The following is a 17,628-nucleotide window of genomic DNA, read 5'->3' on the forward strand; positions in this document are numbered from 1 at the left end:
CCATAGTTAACTTGGTTCAATGAAAAGCCCCTGCATTGCAGGGGCTTTTTTTTATATACGATATACAAAAATGGTAATAAATGCGTTTTAGCTTATATTTGCTTTGAAATACTACATACATAGTTAATGAAACGTTTTTTCGGGATATACATATTTCTTTTTGCTTATACTCTTTTTGCACAAAACGGTCAGCAATGGGTTGGTCATTTTTCATATAATAATATACAGGATATAACACAGTCTAACGGCAGGGTATATGCCGCTTCCGAAAGTGCTATGTTTTCAAAAAGCCTTATTACCAATGAGCTAAAAACCATCACATCAGTAGATGGGCTTAAACCCGAAACCATTACAGCCATACATTACAGTGCCGAATATAACCGTATTCTTGTGGGCAGTGATAACGGATTGCTTATTGTTGTAAATGGTGATAATACCTTTTTAAATAAAATAGATATAGTAGAAGAGGCTACGGTACAGACTTCTAAAAAGCGAATAAACCACATAGCCGAACATGAGGGGAAGGCCTATATTTCGTGCGATTTTGGTATTGCCGTTTTCGATATCGCTTCGCTCGAGTTTGGCGATACGTACTATCTTGGTCCTAACGGGGCAGAGATACCTGTAATACAATCAACAGTATTTAACGGATATATATATGCGGCTACAGCGACTAACGGGGTGCGCAGGGGGGAATTATCTGACCCGAACCTTAACGACTATAACCAGTGGGAAGAGCTATATATAGGAAGCTGGAGCGGTATTACTACTTTTTCTGATAATCTTTTTGGTGTAGATAACGGAGGGACTCTTTTTCGATTAACATCCGGTTTACAGCCTATTACCACAATGGGCAGTGCCGCTGTAGATGTCAGGTCGGCTAATGGTTATATGGTAGTAACCAGCCCAAACCGTATTATTGTTTATGATGAAGACTTGCTCCAGATTTTGCAACTCAATGGGTTGCCGGGGCAAAATGTTATATTTACCTGTGCAACAATAGTATCCGAACAACTATTTGTAGGAACGAGGAACGATGGAGTAATACAAACGTTTCTTAACAACACTTCAATTTCCGAAAATATTACACCAAACGGCCCTTTGCTGAGCAGTGTTTTTTCGATCGAAAAAACAGCCAATGCTTTATGGGCGGTATTTGGGGGGTATAATTATCAGTTTGTGCCTGATTATGCAGACAGGGGTATTAGTAAGTTGACGCCCGAAGGGTGGGTTAACATCCCTACCGAAGATGTACTGGGTGCAAAATCGCTTAGCGATATTGCTGTTAACCCTAACAATACCACCGAGGTATATGTATCGTCTTATCATAACGGTCTTTTACGGATTGAAGATGATGTACCTGTACAACTGTATGACGAGAGTAATAGTGCGCTGGAAAACCAACAACAGTTGAGCGGCTTTGCCAACCTTAGGGTAAACAGCCTGTATTTTGATGATACGGGCGGGTTATGGATGACTAATGATTTGACAGAAAAGCCTTTAAAAGTTTTTCGTAACGGTAACTGGACATCTTACAGCTTTGTTGATGCAGTAAGTGCACCAAAATCGGTAACCTACCAAAAAATGGTTATTGACAGGAATGGTACTAAATGGATTCCTTCGGTTAACAGAGGGCTTATAGGTTTCAACGAAAGCCTGAATAATAAGTTTATTGTAATCAGTGATGATGATATTGGCAACCTCCCTAACGAGTATGCAAAGTGTGTAGCTATAGATAACAGCAACAGGCTGTGGATAGGTACATCAGGAGGGTTGCGGGTACTGCCCGGCATAGACCGCTTTTTAACCGATGATGTATTGAGCACCAATGCTGTTATTATTGAAGAAGACGGGCTGGCACAGGAACTGCTTTATGAACAGAATATAAGTGATATTGAAGTTGACGGCTCTAACAATAAGTGGATAGGAACGGCAAGCTCCGGCGCATTTTTAGTATCGCCCGACGGGCAAAGAACTATTTTTCATTTTACAAAATTAAACTCGCCTTTACCCAGTAATACTATAAATGATATTGCTATAGACTCTAAAACAGGCGATGTTTATTTTGCAACAGATAAAGGTATGGTTGCCTATAAAGGGACTGCTACAGAGGCTGCAGGCGACTTGAGTAATGTATATGTATATCCTAACCCTGTGCGCCCGGGGTTTGAAGGTGAGGTAAAAATAAGCGGGCTTATAGATAATGCCAACATAAAGATAACCGATATAGAGGGCAACCTTGTATATGAAACCACCTCCGAAGGTGGTACTATACTGTGGGATACTACTGCCTTTGGGCGGTATAAAGTAGCATCGGGGGTATATATGATTTTTATAGCCTCTGATGATGGTGCTGAAACCAAGGTTAAAAAGGTAATGATAATACGATAAATAAGGAAACCAGACACTTTAATAATGTGCTCGTAAAAACTAATGCAATAGTAATCAGCTCGCTGCGCTATCAGGAAAAAAGCCTGATTGTAAAGTGTTTTACAGCATCTGACGGGCTGAAATCGTATTATGTAAGAGATGCTTTTTCTTCCCGGAAAAGCAGCCAAAAAACGGTTTATTTCCGCCCGTTGAATATTCTGGAGATAGAGGCTTCTCATAAAAATAACGGCAGGCTGGAGTATTTTAAAGAAGTGCGATTGGCACATCCGTACCACTCTATAAATACGGATATTGTAAAAACCTCCATTGCTATATTTATATCCGAGATATTGCATCATTGCATTAAAGAGGAGGAGCAAAACCAAAACTTATATAACTACCTGGAAACGGCTTTACTTTGGCTGGACACGCATGATGAGGTGGCTAATTTTCATTTAATACTGCTGCTGGAAATTACAAAGTTTTTAGGGTTTTATCCTGAAAGCCCTGCTAACAGTAATCCGTACTTCGAAATGTCCGACGGGGTTTTTATACCTTTTGAAACCATAAGCTGCCTCTCCGAAAAGGAAACGGTTTTGCTGCGAAAATTGATGTTGTTGAAACCCGACAATGCAGCCAAAGTATTTCACGTTTCGGAACGGCAAGCTCTTTTAAAGATATTGATGGATTACTATTCGCTTCATATGGATGGTTTTGTACGCCCCAAATCTATCGAGGTGCTTAAAGAGGTATTCAGTTAGCCGTTACAGCTATACCGGTTACAAACCCTGCTGCAAGCCACATATACCATTTTTTATACCAGGGTTCGGGTACTGTTACATCGGCTGCTTGTATGGCGGTAACGTTTATGTATGGGTTGGTATTGGTAACATCGGTTACCAGTGTTTGCCTGCCCAAAAACCACTTGCGTTTAAAGCCTGTTATTACTGTGGTTTCTGTCCAGGTTGTAAAGGGTTGTATGGTAAGGCTGTCGTTAGTAACCTTATAGCCCATGCTGTACCATTGGGTTTGGGTAAATCCTTTTCGTTCAAAATAATCCGTTGTGTCTTCTGCGGAAGCGGGATATAGGGGCTCATCAAAAGCAAAATTGACAGGCTCTAATTGTATATTGCTTTTAAAACGGGTTAGGTTTTTTATGGTTTTAAACTCGGCTGCCAATGCAGCCAGTTCGGCATCTTTTTCAATAAGCTCCTGTTGTAGTTGTTGTTGGGTTAGTTGCAGGGTTTGCCTGCTTGCCGTTATGGTGCCCAGTTTGTTTTTGTAATGTTTTATACTGTCGGTTAACGCTTCTTCGTTTTGCTTGGCGATATTTCGATAATCAGTATTTTTTTCGCATTGTAAAAGCAGTACTGTTATAAGTACTGCAATTACACTATACGAGATGTATCGTTTCATAAATTTACCCACTGATAAATCTTGCCGTTTATGGTCTCGGTAAAAAAGTCTTCGTTATCAATTTTTGCTTTTAATTTTTTCCAGTTGTAGCCAAAGGTTTTTTCGAGGTGGGGGTAATCTTTAAACGATTTCCAGTCGCCGCCCCATTCCCAACCTATGGATTTAAAGTAGTTAACTACTTCCATCCAGTCGGCAGTACCATCTTTATCATCATCTGATTTTGTATTCCATGATGCTGATTCGAATGTTCCGTTTCCGTCTTTATCCAGCAGGATGATGATGTCCATTGCCAACCCATAGTTGTGTATGGACTGCCATGGCTTTGCATTGGTTACTTTATTGCCGGGTTTGGTTCTGCCTTGTGCATATAGCGCTGCTTGCTCTTCGGCGGTTCGCAGGGTACTGCTAAACCGGAGCCGTACGCCTTTGCCCAATAGCTTGTTGTTTACATGTTTGTAGGCTTCGAGCACTTCGTTGCGCAGGCCGGGGTGCATTAGCTTAATTCGTTCAATTGTTATTTTGTCCATTGTTATTATTATAAGTAAATCGTTCTAAGTCAAGGTCTTTATTAAACGCTTTAATTTTTGTTATCCAACCTAACGGCGGGAAAACGCCGTTGGTTAGCGCACTCATGTTCATAAATGCCGAACCTGCAGGGTATAGTATTACAATGAGCCTTGTTACTATCTTCAGGTAATCATATATCAGCGTTGCTTCCTTAACTACATTGTGTATTATTTCAAACAGGATAGCTGCGCCGGCACATAATGACAATTTTGTGATTAAACCTACAGCATTTTTTTTTGATTGTAAAATCGTTTATTTTAAAGGCATGATAATAACTACCTATAACATGGTCAATGGCTATGCAGGTTAAAACCCCTGCGATATAATCACTGTTAGACACTCCCCAACCCGTTACTTTAGAAACGAACCACGTAGGGATGCCCACCGCGACTGATAATTTTGTTGCGCTCCAAATTTTAACAAAAAAACCTCCTACGTGTAGGTAATAAAGGCTTTTAGCTAAAAAAAATGTAAGCGATTTCAGTAGTGTTTTCATGCTTTGTTTTTTTATTCTTCAATTTCTACACTGGCAATCTCTTCGGGTGTTGCATCTTCGCTAAACTCGCCCGTTTCCGGGTTTATTTTCGCGATATAAAACTTCTCGGTACACAAGTGCTCACTTGCTGCATAAGGAGAGCCTATTTCTTCTAAACGTGCATTTAGATTTTCAGGACTTATTATATCTTCACACCATGCCACACGGTTGTTTTCAGTATTATAAATTGTATATATCATAGTTATTAATTTGTGGATTTTTTAAATATTACCTCTGCTGATTTTTGTACCATAGCATCGTCTGCATTCGCGTTTTGTAATGTAAGTATAATATAATTATCTACTTCAAAATCAATGGTTACACCTGAAGGCAAACTGCTATTATCACTTTCTCCGTATTGGTTTGATATAAAATCAGGAAACCCATAAGTACTTCCGCCTGCTTTAATTGTAATAGTCCTGCCATATTCTATAAATTGCCTGCCTGCTACTATAGGAGTCCAAATCCCTATTCTTCCGTCAGTTCCGCTTAAAGTATCGGAGCTTCTTATATAAGCAGTTAGTGTTACATTATCATTACTACCAATTTTTAGATATTTAGCAACGAAAGACAAAGTTCCGGCACTTAAAGTGTTAGCAGGAATAAGGTATGACTTTATAATCGTGTTAGTAGTTGTACCTGTAATTGTAGTACTGTCTGTAACATCATTATGAAGGATGCGTGGTGCATGGGTATCTACGTATTTTTTCTGTACATAATCGAGGGATTGAATGTTTGGAGTGAAATCTTGTTCACCTATTAAACCTCTTGCTGCTGGATCATCTGTATTAATAGCGAAACCAGTAGTACTGTCACCTGCACCAAAAAATGATACATAACCTGTGTCAGCATCGTTAAAGAAAAATCTCATGTTACCATCATCAAATTGTAACCCTCTTGTGAAATCTGGGTTAGTTGCTGATTGTGAAATTATAGAGGTATAATCTTCTATCTCTATATCTCCAGTAACAGGATTACCTTCTGTTGTTCCTGTGAGTGGGATAAAGCTATTATTTTCTAACTGTGATGTTTTAGAAATTACAGTTTCTTTATAACTTTCTCTTTCGGGTGAACCTAATGAATAGAAGCCTATTGAACTATCGGCAATAAAACTATCTCCGTCATTATATTTCCCTCTCAATAAAGTAGCTGTTGTTGTAAGCTCAGGGTTTAGATGAACATCCCCATTGTTCATAACGCTGTTATTGTTGCTAATTTTAAAGGGTAATTCTTTTTTTGTGATAAGTGATAAATCGCTTGTTGATACAGCTACATACCAATTATTAGGGGTGGTACTTCCACCAGTATGAAATAAAATAGCACCGTTAAACTCTGAAATCCAATGAGGTGTTACCTGATTAGTAGAACCTGTACTTAGTGTTATTAAATTTTTGGATATAAACTGCTTTTTAAGCAAATTATATTTAAAAATACCTACATAATCATAACCAGCTGAGGTATTGTCAACATAAGGTATAAAAACCTCATCATTATATATTATAAAAACACCATCTCTTCTTACCCTTTCATTTGAGCTTATATTACCTACAGTAAATAATACCTCTGGGTTTTCTAAATTTTCATCAAATTTAACTAATCTATTACCTGCTGTAGTTGAGGCAGATAACATCATGTATATATTGTTTTTATATACCTGTATCATACCAGTAGAACCATTATAATCACCATCTACAGCTAACTCTTTTATGGTTAAATCGGTTAAATCGTACGGGTTTACTTTTAATATTTGTGTTGGTACAGTAGAGTTACTGCTTTGTGTTCTTGTAGTCAGATACCAAAAGCCTCTGTTAATTCTCGAAGCATGTAGTGCAAAAGGCACGTTGTTACTGTTCTTATATATCTCTGTTAATTCTCTATATTCAAAAGATTTAGGAATTAGTACGTTATTTATTATTTTGCAATCTATTAAACTCAATAAAAATAAATTTCCCGTAGCCTCAACCTCATTATATAACTGACCTGTCACAAGTATGGTATTACCCATTATTCCAACCCAATTTGTACTCCAAACTTCGGCTTCGGTATAAACACTAATATCTAAATTCCTGTCAGTATCTGTACGATAAAGCATATTATTACCTCTATCCGTAGCACTATCGTATGTACAATAAATTTGAAAATCATCCGGTATATTCAACCCATCAGCAACCGCATCCAACTGCCCTTTGGTAACCGCTTGATTATCTGATACTGCTGGCTGTATCTGTACTCGCGAATTTATGGTTACTAAATCATTTTCTATATTTAAAAAATTATCATTGTAAGTAAACCCTATACCGTCTGTACCAGCACCTACGGTAGATATGTCACTACCATCATCACTGGTTATTTGCCATCCGGTTACTATTGTGGCTATACTTCCGCTTTCTAATACAGATTGTAAATTAGGAATAACAGTGGGCGATATAATACTGTTAGTAATACCTATAAAATCTCCCTCAACAAAATTATTTCCGGTCGAGCCTCCATACGTTCCCGGCTCTCCCACAAATATTGTTATATATAGAACATCTTGAGCATCTTCTCCCTCGCCTTCTGTTACTGTATAGCTAAAGTAATAAGTCATATCCTCATCACTAAAATCTCGTTCTTCGGAGTTGGCAGTACTCAAAAAATTATCTGTCGATTCAATGTTTCCTAAAGGGATTATTTCCGTTGTATCAGATTCTGTGATATCATCAGGTTGCAGGTTTTCCGAAGGCAGGACATACAGCATGGCAGATGTTATGGGTGTACCGCCAACGCCCCAAGAACCTTTACCGCCTAAAAACAGAAACCAATATTTAACCGTTGGGATTGCCGGAGGGCTTCCGGGTCCTGTGAAACCCGGAGGAGTTTCTAATTTTATTCCATACAGTAATACCGGGCTTTGAATCTCCGAAATGTTTAAAGGATATTGTGTATTAACCTTTGTAACTGTTTGCTCTAACGGTGTTAAAGGATTTACATAAAAGTTACCTATGTTTATTTTTACCCCTGTATTGTTTTGATTTACAGGAGCTATATTACTATTGGTAGTTGCCACCAAATCAGCCTCTGTTAGCGTACCGCTGTATATACCTGCTGCGCCCACAAACTGCACAAAATATAAGACTTCTTCCTGAGTGTAACTGAAATAGTAGGTTACAATATTATCGTTTTCATCAAACGTTCCGGCATCGCTAAAATCGCGCTCCGTGCTGTTAGCTGCAAGCAGATAGTTTCCGGTGGGCAGGTTTCCTAAATCTATTATTGTGGCACCGGGGTTGTCGGTAACATCATCAGGCTCTGTGTTAAAGATAGATAGTATTTTAACATTATTTACGCTATACGGATTAACATCGCTAATGAGAGGAGGCGAATTACCCCACTTACCCTTACCATCTAAAAAAATAAAAATATATTTTTTACCCCCTCTGGTAAAAACGAAAAAGATAGGCGTTTTTGTTTCATCAAAAATAAGGAAAAATGGTTGCGAATTTAACCAAGCAACAGCCTGTGTATTTGTTATATCACCCTCTCCTATCAGCTCTCCAAAAATAAAATACCTGCCTACATTGTTTTGATTGAGAACAGGACTGGAACTTCCGCCTGACGTTAAACGACTGTAAATAACATCTATTATACCTGCCTGCAATGCTTCGGCACTTTCATAAGTAGTTCCGTTTAGCTCTATATCGGTATATTCTGTAAAATCAACCAATACATCTGAATTTTCATAGCAGTTGAATATTTTTATTTTATCCCCCGCAATTTTTGATATATAATTTTTAAAAAACTGAATACCATTCAGGGTAAACCTACTCTCGTTTAAACTGTTTATTATAATCATTTTTTTATCCTATTTTGGTAAATCGCATCCCTTGGTTAGTGTTCGCCACTCCGCAGTTCTTTTTATACTCCTCATTGTTTGTTCTTACCAGCCAGTTGTGCACGCTTTCCCATACTTTATAGGCAGCATCACGGTTAAGCTGGTATATTGTTTTTTTGGTAGTAGCCTCTACAGGACGGCTGTCACTATTCAGTTTTTCTACTACCGAAAACGGCGTATCCGTTACCGATGCAAACATCATGTAACGGGCATAGGTAAAGTAGGACAGTACCATTTTTAAACCATAGTTGGTATAGCTTATACCGTCCTTTTCATAAATACCGCCTTCCAGTAAGACTGTAAAATCTTCGGGCGACGCCATAACAGCATTAAACAGCTTTTCGCCCAGCAACGGCTGTATATCCAGTAGCTGTGCATCCAGTATCATTTCGTTCAGCTTGGCATCATTGGGTGTTTTAGATATTTGCTTGTATTGTGCAATATCATTCCGGGTTATTAAGGGCTGCATCATCTATAAGTTTTAAAGGTTCTACGGTAAGGCTGGCATAATCTTGCGATTGTTGCAGTAACTGATTGATAACCGATGTGAGCAGGTTACGCTCTTTGGTAGTATTTTCCCAATAGGTGCGTTTCATTTCGCGGATAGCTTCGCCGGAGTTGCCGAATAACGATGCTTCATTGGTTTTAATAAGCCCTGCCGGAAGATTGTTAAATGCTACCAAAATATTTTCGCGAACGCTGGTTTCGGTATAATTAAACAACTTATCATCAATCTTGCTCTCAATCTGTTTTATCAATATGGCATCTTCCAGTTTTTCGCCAGCAAAATCCATTTCTAAGCAGAGTACACCGCCTGTGTTTTGCGCACCAAGACTGTCTTTTATAGCCTCCTGAAACTTCTCACGTTCGCTTTCGGCATCCAGCAGCGCATGGCTTCCGGGTTCAAGCCCTTCGCCAACCAACGGGCGGGTTACTACCAGTGTATTACCAAAAAAACCTTTGCGCAGCAATCTGTTTTTGTAGATGGCTGCCTGTGCTTCGCTGTCGCAATCATCTGCTACCGAATCGATACGCGACAGGGGATAGATGAGCTTGGTATCCATATTAACATACAGTACCTGCCCCTTGTAATGTTCCCATCCGCCGGCTTTCTCCACCTGTGCATCAATTACCTTTTTTCGAGGGTTAAAAACATCTATAAGCTGAATGTCGGCTTTTTTGGGGCGTAACCATTCTTTACAAACGGCTATCTTGCCGGCATAGTCATTACTGTCTGTTTTACCAATACGGCACCACTCATAAGGTATTACGCTAAAATCGGCAATCTGGTAGAGTGCATTCCAATTCACGTGAATGAAAACGCCCCGTTGTTTTACCAAATCGTCGGCTACATCATCGATAAAATCAATCAGTTTCAGGTTTTTATCTTTGTTGATAATGAGGTTGTCATTTTCCTCCCCATACCCTTTACCGATGAGGTATTGCACCATTATGGCTGCTGCCGATTTTGCCGTAACGCTGTTGTTTATCAGTCTGTCCATCCTTTCGGGGTAGCCGTTATCAGTATCATTGGCATATACATCAGCGCCTTTGCTCCAGGGTGTTAGCCTTTTCCATACATCTATGAGTAATGTTCTCATTGTGCTTGGGGGTTAGGCAAAGTATCGGCATCATCGGTTTCAAGATCGGCTTGTTTTTTTATATCGTGTTGTAAAGGTTGTTTCTTTACTTGTCGTTTTTTTCTTGGTTTTGGTTCTGTTGTTATTAATGCTTCTTCGGTGGGGATGTGGGCAAAAAGGCGTTCGCCGTTAGGGCGACTTAATAATTTCTGGGCATATTCGGGCGTAATATTGGCATTGTTAACCAATATGGGAGATCCAAACTCCAGCGGTATATTTTCGTATTTGGCATGTAGCCTGTATTTTGATGTATTTGCCATAGTCTTAAAGTGGTTTTTATACTTTGTTAAGTATTGGGTTAAACATTTAGGGCAACCGGGGTTTACCCTCTCGTTAAACAAAGACGTGTACTCCTGCATAAATAGCTGGAGATACCGTACGCCGTCACCCCTTTTTCCTTGGGTGACGGTACGGATATCCATAGTGGTAAAGTCCATGACTTATGATTCAGCCTGAGCAAACTTGTTCTCGAAAGCTGTTTTGGTAGTGTCATAATCAGTTTCAAGCAATGTTTTTGGCATTGTTGTTTCTTCAAATCCATCGGCAGAAGAAAGTTCGAAAACAATCATGTTGTCGTTTTCTTTAGAGCTGTTGGTCATAGTAGTAAGCTCTAAGCCTGATGTAAGCCCCAGTATCTCAAATGCGTCTGCGCTGCTGGCACCTTTCCATACTTGCTCTACTACGGCAATATATTTGGCACCTTTAGATAATTCGTCAGCCTGCTGCTTGTTGGTTGCACTTGGGTTAAAAATTACACCGCTAAAGGTGTGTTTAAACTTGTCGGGCGCGTTTTCTTTTTTCACCAACTCCCATGCTTTTCCGTTGGATTGTTTTACACCGGAGAGTAAATAACCGGTAGTTCCGGGTTTCAACTGTAGGTTAGTAACCAAAATACGGTTAGTACCATCAATAGTTGTGGCTGTCAAATCGATATCGTTTTTATTGATAAGCACGATGTTTTGCTCTATTCCGCCTATTGGCGCATTGGCGCAGTCAAATAAAATGTCTGCTGTTAAGTTTCCTGTACAATCTACTGGCATTTTGTTTTGTTTTTAAAGTTGAAGTATTGTGATTTGTTGATTTGATAATTGGTTTATTCGTCATTGTGAGGAGGTACGACGAAGCAATCTTTATTTTTTTTAGTTTGCTTCGATTTGCTCGCAATGATACTGAGGGAGCAACTGCTCACTACGACTGAATACTTTTTTACTATTGGCTTAGTATGCTGCTACCGTCATATAGGTTTCAAGATGTTTGGCATCTATAGTATAGGCAGCATCCATAATGTTTGTTTTCAGCGTTTTGTCGTAAAAAGCATCCAGCTTGGTTAAGTCGTCTTCGCTTAGTGTTCCTACGGGTATATTTGCTTTGGTTGTAAACACTGCCCTGTGTGGCAGGTTCCATGTAGTGCCGTTGTTTTGGTAGGTTTTAATATACCTGTCCCAGTCATAACGTACTTTTACCTCGATACCGTCAAAGTACAATTTTGGTCTGCCTTCTTCTACCACTTCAAGGAATCCTGAGCCTAAGTTTTTGTTTCTCAGGGTAGCACGGTAGTTATCGGCAAGGGTGCGGGTAGCCAGTATAAAACTGTCTTCGGTAGCTACAAGCCTCTCGTCGGCAGCAGTAACCATTTGTTCGAATATAGCTATTGCTGCATCTTCGGCAAGGGCTTGGTTGACATAAGAGTTGCCTGCATTTTTAGCAATAGCCACATAGTTGGCAGCCGATGTAGGTACTTCTGCCATGATTTGTTTAAACAACCCATCGAAGGAGTTAAAGTAACCCAAATCAGTACCATTGGTAAACACACCTTCATCTGCTACTGTTGCGGCAGCGGTATCGTTAAACCATATTTTGCGGTGCATATTTTCCAGCATTGCCGATTCTACTGCTGCGATGATAACACCAAATTCTTCTGAGCCTATAGCATCAAAAAAGTCCGGGTTAATGCGTTGCGATTTTCTGAAAAGTTTCAGCAGCGCAGGCATATCGTTTTGGCAGTGTTTCAGTCTGAAGTCTTCCAGTACAGGTGTCCAGAATTTTTCGGTAAGGGCAAACCCGCCCGCTTCGTTTGGCGTACAGCCTACACTTGCTTTGCCCAGCAGCCCCAGTCTTTCGGCAAAGGCTATTTGGGTTTTTACATCAATGCCTGTTTCTATTTCGTGATATTCGGCAAGGTCGCTGTCGTTAAATACCCTTTCAAAAATTACCTCGCTTACCGTTTCGGCCTCACGGGCGTTCAGTGTTAACGCATCTGCATTAATTAGTGCCATTACTTCCTGTTTTTATTTTGCAAATATTGCTTCATACCGGATAGCCTGTCACTTTCGCCCGGTTTGCGTGCAGCTACTTTTTTGCCGTCAAGGCTGTAGCGGCTGCCCACTTGTCTTTTTAGTGCCAGTACTTCGCCTTTTATGGTGTTTAGCTGGCGTTTCAGTGCTTTGTTTTCGGCACGCAAGGCTGCGGTTGCACCGGTACCTGCACCTTCTTCGGGCTCTATGATTTCTACCAGTTCTCCTGCTTCAAATACATAGGTTACACCATCGGGCATCATGTACTCGCCTTCGGCAGGTGTTCCTTCTACTGTGGCAATTGCGCCAATTTCGATGATGGCATCATCGGGCAGTTCGGTAAAATCGAGTTCTGCGCCTGTGGCATCCTGCACGATTTTGTTGTAAATAGTGTTGTGCTTAAATTTTGCCAGCACTCGGTTGAACAGACCTTCCATCCAGTGCCTGTCCCTTTCGGTAAGTGTTCCTCTCATAATAGTTTTTGGATTAATGAATGCTTTTGCAGCGATTTTGACTTGCTGCGAAGTAGTAAAGCCAAGGGCGGTGAGCTGTGTGCCCGTTAGCCAGGTTTCGTTTTTGAGCAATGGCAGTATTGCCTGCTCCTGTACGTTAAGGGCTTTTTTGTAAAAGCCTACCATTTTGTGTTCTATGGCGCGTAGTTGGTCGGCAAACTTTTCGAGCTCATCGGCAGTACCCATAGAGCCACCCCAAGGGAGGTGTATCATAAAAGGGGTGTTTTCTCTAACTACTCTTTTGTTGCCTGCCATAAATACTACGGTGGCTATGCTTGCCACGATACCGCTGCCTATGGTGGTTATGGGCTTGTCCAAAGCGCGCAGGTAATGGTAAATGTCGAAACCTACATCTACCAAGCCTCCTTCGGAGTTGATGTGCACGTTGAAGGCGGTTGCTTGGGGTTGTTTTTTTACCTGACCTATCACATCGATAAGTTCTGTACCCGTAACGCCATCAAACGTGCCTATCTGACCGGAGATATAAATGTTTCCTGTCATTCGATATGGAATGAGTGAAATATTGGGGGGAATTATTTAGCCAATAGGGAAAAGGCAATAGCCATTAGTTTTAGGGATGTTATCTTTTTGCCTTTTGTCTGTTTACTATTGGCTATATAAACAGCGCTGTTTTTGATGTTACAAAGTTACAAAGGTATTTTAGGGTTTTGCTGAAGCGGGGTTTTCAGTAAGTGTATGATAATAAATAGTGCTAACTTTAGTATGTGGCTTGACTTTACTATTAGTTTTTAATTTGTATAACTATAGTATACACATGAATAAAGAGCTTTCATTAAAATTTGGACAGTTAATCCGCGAAATAAGGCTAGAAAAGAAACTTTCTCAAGAAGAATTGGCTTATAGAGCCGATGTTCATAGGACTTATGTTGGGATGGTAGAAAGAGGCGAAAAGAACATAACTCTTGAAAATATTCATAAATTTTGTAAAGGACTTGATGTGTCTATGGAGTTTTTATTTCAGAAACTTAAATAAAAAACGTCATGAAAGTTACATTTCTTGGTCAAGGGTTTAGTCCAAAAACAGACGGGTCTGTAGGAGGAAATTTAGAAAGATTATTTACAGAAAAAGTGTATCATACTTTTACAGGAATGTCTGCTTTTGCGAGCGTGTCGGGTATAAGAGGTCTTGCAAGTTTAATATCCAGTAGTGAAGCTTTCAATTCTTTTAATCTTATCATAGGTATTGACCAACAAGGTACTCCAAAAGAGGCTTTGGAAGAGGTTTACAATATCGGGATTAACAGCTATATATTTTATCAAAGCGAGAAAGTAATATTTCATCCCAAAATTTATTTATTTGAAGGTTCTGATAAAACTTCTTTGATTGTAGGGTCTTCAAATCTCACTGCTGCCGGACTGTTTAAAAATGTAGAATCATCATTATTGGTAGAGTTTGAAAATGATGACGAGGAAGGTAAAGAACTATTACTGAATATTAAAAAATATTATAACACCTTGTTTGATTTTTCTGACCCTAATTTATTTAGGATAACTCCTGAAATAATTGAACAATTTGTAAATCGAGGAGATGTGCCTCTAAAAATTGAATGGACTGAAAAATATAGTAAAGGAGCAATAAATGAAAAGGAGATTGATGATACTCGAATTGAAATACCAAAGAGGAAAACAGCTTCATTACCAAACAGTTTTAAAAGAAAACCCAAAGAGGCTGAATTGATAGAATCGTTTAATGAAGAGATTGAGCCTAATCCTGAGGCTGAAGAACACATTCATATAGAAGAGAATTTGATTGAAGTTTGGAAAACTAAACCGTTAACAGAACGAGATTTGAATATTCCTACTGGGAGCAACACAAATCCTACCGGTTCTATGGGTTTCTCAAAAGGAGCATTAATAAATATAGATCATCGCCATTATTTTAGAGATGAGGTTTTTGAAAACTTAGAATGGTCTTTAAGTACGAGGAAAAAGTCTGAACATATAGAGCTAAGTACAGCAAATTTCCAAATAATTATTGATGGTCAGAATAAGGGCATTTATGAATTGAAGTTATCCCATAATCCAAGAACAGATACAAAACAATATATCCAGAACAATATGATGACAAACATAAGGTGGGGTTTTGCTAAAGATGTGATTGCTGATCGTAGTTTATTAGGGAAAACAATGACTTTATATAAAAATACTTCTTCTGAGATAGATTTTGTGATTAGTATAGATTAGTATTTTGTTTATAAAATGATTAGGAGAGGGATACTAAAGTACGGTTATGTGATTACTTTTGTAGAAAGTAGATTAAAATGCAGTTAATAGAAGTAGCATCTAAGAATAAATTAAGAGGAGGGTTTTATACCCCTATGCCAATTGCTGAGTTTATTTTAAAATGGGCATTTAATGAAAATAAAAACTTTGATATTTTAGAGCCTAGCTGTGGAGATGGTGTTTTTTTAAAAGCAATTCAAAAAGGTAAATATAATTATAACTCAATAACTGGAGTTGAATTAGATGAAGATGAAGCAAATAAATCAAAAAAAATAAATCTTTCTGATTGTCAAATTATTAATGAAGATTTTCATAAATTTTTTGAAATGAACAATAATAAATTTGATTTAATTATTGGAAATCCTCCCTATATAAGGTATCAATATTTTGATAAGGAGCAAAAACAGTTAGCTTCGGAGATATTTACCAAAGCAAAATTGAAATATTCAAAACTTACAAATGCATGGGTATCCTTTGTGGTTGGTTCGTCTTTAATGCTTAAGGAAAAAGGGAAGATTGGATTTGTTGTTCCCGCAGAAATTTTACAAGTTTCCTTTGCAAAGCAACTACGATATTTTTTAGCAACTTTTTATAATAAGATAAATATAATTTCTTTTGAAAAGCTCGTCTTTCCTGATATTCAACAAGAAGTCGTTTTATTGTTGTGTGAAAAAGATAATTCTACAGAACATTTAATAGAGCATTTGGAGGTCAAAGATGCAGAATCTCTAAAAAAACTGGACACATCGAGATTAAAAAGTCCAAAGAAGAAAATTGATTTCAAATCTAATAAATGGACCTTTTATTTTTTAGAGCAAGAAGAAATCGATTTTTTAGAGAAACTTCAAGAAACAAGACGAATTCCAAAATTTGGAGAATATGCTAAAGTAGAAGTAGGTATTACTACTGGAGCTAATCCATTTTTTACAGTACCTATCTCAACGGTTAAAACGTACAATTTAGACAAATATGCACGTCCATTAGTCGGTAGGAGTGTTCAAGTTCCAAGTGTAATATTTACCGAAAAAGACTGGGAATATAATAGACAAATAGAAGCCCGAACACATATTTTGGCTTTTCCAAAGAAAGAAAATCTTAATGGTAGTATTGGAGCTAGAAAGTATATTGATGAGGGTGAAGCACAGCAAATTCATAAAGGTTATAAATGTAGAATTAGAGATGAATGGCAAATAGTACCTTCATTAAGAATATCTGATGCATTATTCATTAGAAGAAATAACTTATACCCTAAACTTATAATAAATGAAGCTAAAGCTTATACAACAGATACAATGCATAGGGTAACTGTTATGCCTAATATTAATATAAAAGCATTAACAGCAAGCTATTATAATTCACTTTCTCTTGCATTTACTGAAATTTGTGGGAGAAGTCATGGTGGTGGTGTTTTGGAATTAATGCCTAATGAGGTAGAAGAGATTCTTCTACCATATCATGAGTCTAATAAGGAACTACTGCCTTTAATTGAAGAATTGATTAGAGAAAAAAAAAATATTTCAGAAGTTTTGAAAATTACTAATAAAATAATTTTAAAGAAAAATTTTGGACTAACTTCTGAAGAAATTGAACTTGCAGATAGAATTTGGAAAAAACTTTCAAAAAGGAGGCTAAATAGAGGGAAATAATTCAACTTCCCTCCATAAAAGCGATGATATTAAACATGGTGCGCTCGGTTATTTTATATTGCTCGGCTACACAGCCTGCGGCGTGGGTTTTTCGGGGTTTTTTAAAGTTTTTTTGCTGGTACTCCATTTCTTTCAGGTAGGCTTCATAATATACTTTCCAGTCGAGTATGTGTATGGGTATAAGGTTTTTACCCATTAGCTTCATAAAGTTATCGCCAAGGCTTGTTATGGTTTGGTAGCGGTTCATTTACCATTTGTTTATCGGGCAAATATCGTTGCTGCGCACTTTGGCACTCAGGGGGCATCCGCACCGGTTGCAGTAGGCGCCTTCTACTTCTTTAAGGGTGTCTTTTACAAACGTGAGTAGCTTGCCCTGCCTGGCGTGGGGGCAGGCTGCACATAGTGCAGCCCGCTGTTTTGCCACGGCTTCGGTTACTTCGCTTTTGCTGAGGTAGTTTTTCCAGCCGGATAGTATGTTTTTTATCATGGAGATTGTATTGTAATAAGAAAACTTGAGATGGTTTTTTACCACC

The 17,628-nt window shown here is 38.5% G+C and carries 18 protein-coding genes; 5 read left to right on the forward strand and 13 right to left on the reverse strand.

Features of this window, described 5'->3' with window-relative positions; all coding sequences use genetic code 11:
• Positions 1-126: 126 nt before the first annotated feature.
• Positions 127-2,391 (forward strand): type IX secretion system anionic LPS delivery protein PorZ, encoded by a 2,265-nt coding sequence (porZ, locus tag E0W68_RS09445; RefSeq protein ID WP_135219183.1) that lies wholly within the window; start codon positions 127-129, stop codon positions 2,389-2,391.
• 26 nt (positions 2,392-2,417) lie between these two features.
• Positions 2,418-3,131 carry a DNA repair protein RecO gene (gene recO / locus E0W68_RS09450; RefSeq protein WP_135219184.1) on the forward strand — a complete coding sequence of 238 codons (714 nt, stop codon included), beginning with the start codon at positions 2,418-2,420 and terminating at the stop codon, positions 3,129-3,131.
• Here the strand turns inward: recO and E0W68_RS09455 are convergent.
• The 11 genes from E0W68_RS09455 to E0W68_RS09505 all read right to left on the reverse strand — a co-directional run bounded on the left by E0W68_RS09455 (position 3,124) and on the right by E0W68_RS09505 (position 13,706).
• The gene (locus tag E0W68_RS09455; RefSeq protein ID WP_135219185.1) at positions 3,124-3,786 is read right to left on the reverse strand and encodes a DUF6549 family protein; all 663 of its coding nucleotides are present in this window, start codon (positions 3,784-3,786) and stop codon (positions 3,124-3,126) included. The two genes, recO and E0W68_RS09455, sit on opposite strands and share 8 nt — an antisense overlap.
• Positions 3,783-4,313, reverse strand: a complete 531-nt coding sequence (locus tag E0W68_RS09460) for a M15 family metallopeptidase (protein ID WP_135219186.1) — start codon at positions 4,311-4,313, stop codon at positions 3,783-3,785. Before E0W68_RS09460 ends, E0W68_RS09455 begins: the two co-directional genes overlap by 4 nt.
• A complete protein-coding gene (locus E0W68_RS09465) occupies positions 4,294-4,560 on the reverse strand; it encodes a hypothetical protein (RefSeq protein ID WP_135219187.1) in 267 nt (88 codons plus the stop codon). Before E0W68_RS09465 ends, E0W68_RS09460 begins: the two co-directional genes overlap by 20 nt.
• Positions 4,561-4,860: 300 nt before the next feature.
• Entirely contained in the window at positions 4,861-5,088 is a 228-nt protein-coding gene (locus tag E0W68_RS09470) for a hypothetical protein (RefSeq protein ID WP_135219188.1), read from the reverse strand.
• Between the two features lie 5 nt (positions 5,089-5,093).
• Positions 5,094-8,720 (reverse strand): hypothetical protein, encoded by a 3,627-nt coding sequence (locus E0W68_RS09475; RefSeq protein WP_135219189.1) that lies wholly within the window; start codon positions 8,718-8,720, stop codon positions 5,094-5,096.
• 4 nt (positions 8,721-8,724) lie between these two features.
• Positions 8,725-9,231 carry a DUF6712 family protein gene (locus E0W68_RS09480; protein ID WP_135219190.1) on the reverse strand — a complete coding sequence of 169 codons (507 nt, stop codon included), beginning with the start codon at positions 9,229-9,231 and terminating at the stop codon, positions 8,725-8,727.
• Positions 9,203-10,360 carry a hypothetical protein gene (locus tag E0W68_RS09485; protein WP_135219191.1) on the reverse strand — a complete coding sequence of 386 codons (1,158 nt, stop codon included), beginning with the start codon at positions 10,358-10,360 and terminating at the stop codon, positions 9,203-9,205. Before E0W68_RS09485 ends, E0W68_RS09480 begins: the two co-directional genes overlap by 29 nt.
• Positions 10,357-10,836: a hypothetical protein gene (locus E0W68_RS09490; RefSeq protein WP_135219192.1), complete on the reverse strand. Its 480-nt coding sequence runs from the start codon at positions 10,834-10,836 to the stop codon at positions 10,357-10,359. The genes E0W68_RS09485 and E0W68_RS09490 overlap by 4 nt, the downstream gene beginning before the upstream one ends.
• Positions 10,837-10,839: 3 nt before the next feature.
• Positions 10,840-11,439 (reverse strand): hypothetical protein, encoded by a 600-nt coding sequence (locus E0W68_RS09495; RefSeq protein ID WP_135219193.1) that lies wholly within the window; start codon positions 11,437-11,439, stop codon positions 10,840-10,842.
• 177 nt (positions 11,440-11,616) lie between these two features.
• Positions 11,617-12,675, reverse strand: a complete 1,059-nt coding sequence (locus E0W68_RS09500; protein WP_135219194.1) for a hypothetical protein — start codon at positions 12,673-12,675, stop codon at positions 11,617-11,619.
• Positions 12,675-13,706: a Clp protease ClpP gene (locus E0W68_RS09505; protein ID WP_135219195.1), complete on the reverse strand. Its 1,032-nt coding sequence runs from the start codon at positions 13,704-13,706 to the stop codon at positions 12,675-12,677. The genes E0W68_RS09500 and E0W68_RS09505 overlap by 1 nt, the downstream gene beginning before the upstream one ends.
• A 274-nt stretch (positions 13,707-13,980) precedes the next feature.
• On the opposite strand from E0W68_RS09505, the gene E0W68_RS09510 reads away from it, so the two are divergent.
• The 3 genes from E0W68_RS09510 to E0W68_RS09520 all read left to right on the forward strand — a co-directional run bounded on the left by E0W68_RS09510 (position 13,981) and on the right by E0W68_RS09520 (position 17,095).
• On the forward strand, positions 13,981-14,199 hold the full coding sequence (locus E0W68_RS09510) for a helix-turn-helix domain-containing protein (RefSeq protein ID WP_135219196.1): 219 nt from the start codon (positions 13,981-13,983) through the stop codon (positions 14,197-14,199).
• Positions 14,200-14,207: 8 nt separating this feature from the next.
• Complete coding sequence (locus E0W68_RS09515; protein ID WP_135219197.1) at positions 14,208-15,410, forward strand: phospholipase D family protein; 1,203 nt, start codon at positions 14,208-14,210, stop codon at positions 15,408-15,410.
• A 77-nt stretch (positions 15,411-15,487) separates the two neighbouring features.
• A complete protein-coding gene (locus tag E0W68_RS09520) occupies positions 15,488-17,095 on the forward strand; it encodes an Eco57I restriction-modification methylase domain-containing protein (RefSeq protein ID WP_135219198.1) in 1,608 nt (535 codons plus the stop codon).
• Position 17,096: 1 nt separating this feature from the next.
• Here the strand turns inward: E0W68_RS09520 and E0W68_RS09525 are convergent, their stop codons facing one another.
• Entirely contained in the window at positions 17,097-17,342 is a 246-nt protein-coding gene (locus E0W68_RS09525; RefSeq protein ID WP_135219199.1) for a hypothetical protein, read from the reverse strand.
• Entirely contained in the window at positions 17,343-17,582 is a 240-nt protein-coding gene (locus tag E0W68_RS09530) for a hypothetical protein (protein ID WP_135219200.1), read from the reverse strand.
• Positions 17,583-17,628: the final 46 nt, after the last annotated feature.

The organism is Flavobacterium salilacus subsp. salilacus, from assembly GCF_004634195.1.
Classification (GTDB): Bacteria; Bacteroidota; Bacteroidia; order Flavobacteriales; family Flavobacteriaceae; genus Flavobacterium; species Flavobacterium salilacus.

What these genes read in the sequence shown, in the direction of transcription:
- porZ (WP_135219183.1), top strand. Translation starts at nt 127, where the DNA reads ATGAAACGTTTTTTCGGGATATACATATTTCTTTTTGCTTATACTCTT.
- E0W68_RS09455 (WP_135219185.1), bottom strand. Translation starts at nt 3,786, where the DNA reads ATGAAACGATACATCTCGTATAGTGTAATTGCAGTACTTATAACAGTA.
- E0W68_RS09460 (WP_135219186.1), bottom strand. Translation starts at nt 4,313, where the DNA reads ATGGACAAAATAACAATTGAACGAATTAAGCTAATGCACCCCGGCCTG.
- E0W68_RS09470 (WP_135219188.1), bottom strand. Translation starts at nt 5,088, where the DNA reads ATGATATATACAATTTATAATACTGAAAACAACCGTGTGGCATGGTGT.
- E0W68_RS09475 (WP_135219189.1), bottom strand. Translation starts at nt 8,720, where the DNA reads ATGATTATAATAAACAGTTTAAACGAGAGTAGGTTTACCCTGAATGGT.
- E0W68_RS09480 (WP_135219190.1), bottom strand. Translation starts at nt 9,231, where the DNA reads ATGATGCAGCCCTTAATAACCCGGAATGATATTGCACAATACAAGCAA.
- E0W68_RS09485 (WP_135219191.1), bottom strand. Translation starts at nt 10,360, where the DNA reads ATGAGAACATTACTCATAGATGTATGGAAAAGGCTAACACCCTGGAGC.
- E0W68_RS09490 (WP_135219192.1), bottom strand. Translation starts at nt 10,836, where the DNA reads ATGGACTTTACCACTATGGATATCCGTACCGTCACCCAAGGAAAAAGG.
- E0W68_RS09495 (WP_135219193.1), bottom strand. Translation starts at nt 11,439, where the DNA reads ATGCCAGTAGATTGTACAGGAAACTTAACAGCAGACATTTTATTTGAC.
- E0W68_RS09500 (WP_135219194.1), bottom strand. Translation starts at nt 12,675, where the DNA reads ATGGCACTAATTAATGCAGATGCGTTAACACTGAACGCCCGTGAGGCC.
- E0W68_RS09505 (WP_135219195.1), bottom strand. Translation starts at nt 13,706, where the DNA reads ATGACAGGAAACATTTATATCTCCGGTCAGATAGGCACGTTTGATGGC.
- E0W68_RS09510 (WP_135219196.1), top strand. Translation starts at nt 13,981, where the DNA reads ATGAATAAAGAGCTTTCATTAAAATTTGGACAGTTAATCCGCGAAATA.
- E0W68_RS09515 (WP_135219197.1), top strand. Translation starts at nt 14,208, where the DNA reads ATGAAAGTTACATTTCTTGGTCAAGGGTTTAGTCCAAAAACAGACGGG.
- E0W68_RS09520 (WP_135219198.1), top strand. Translation starts at nt 15,488, where the DNA reads ATGCAGTTAATAGAAGTAGCATCTAAGAATAAATTAAGAGGAGGGTTT.
- E0W68_RS09525 (WP_135219199.1), bottom strand. Translation starts at nt 17,342, where the DNA reads ATGAACCGCTACCAAACCATAACAAGCCTTGGCGATAACTTTATGAAG.
- E0W68_RS09530 (WP_135219200.1), bottom strand. Translation starts at nt 17,582, where the DNA reads ATGATAAAAAACATACTATCCGGCTGGAAAAACTACCTCAGCAAAAGC.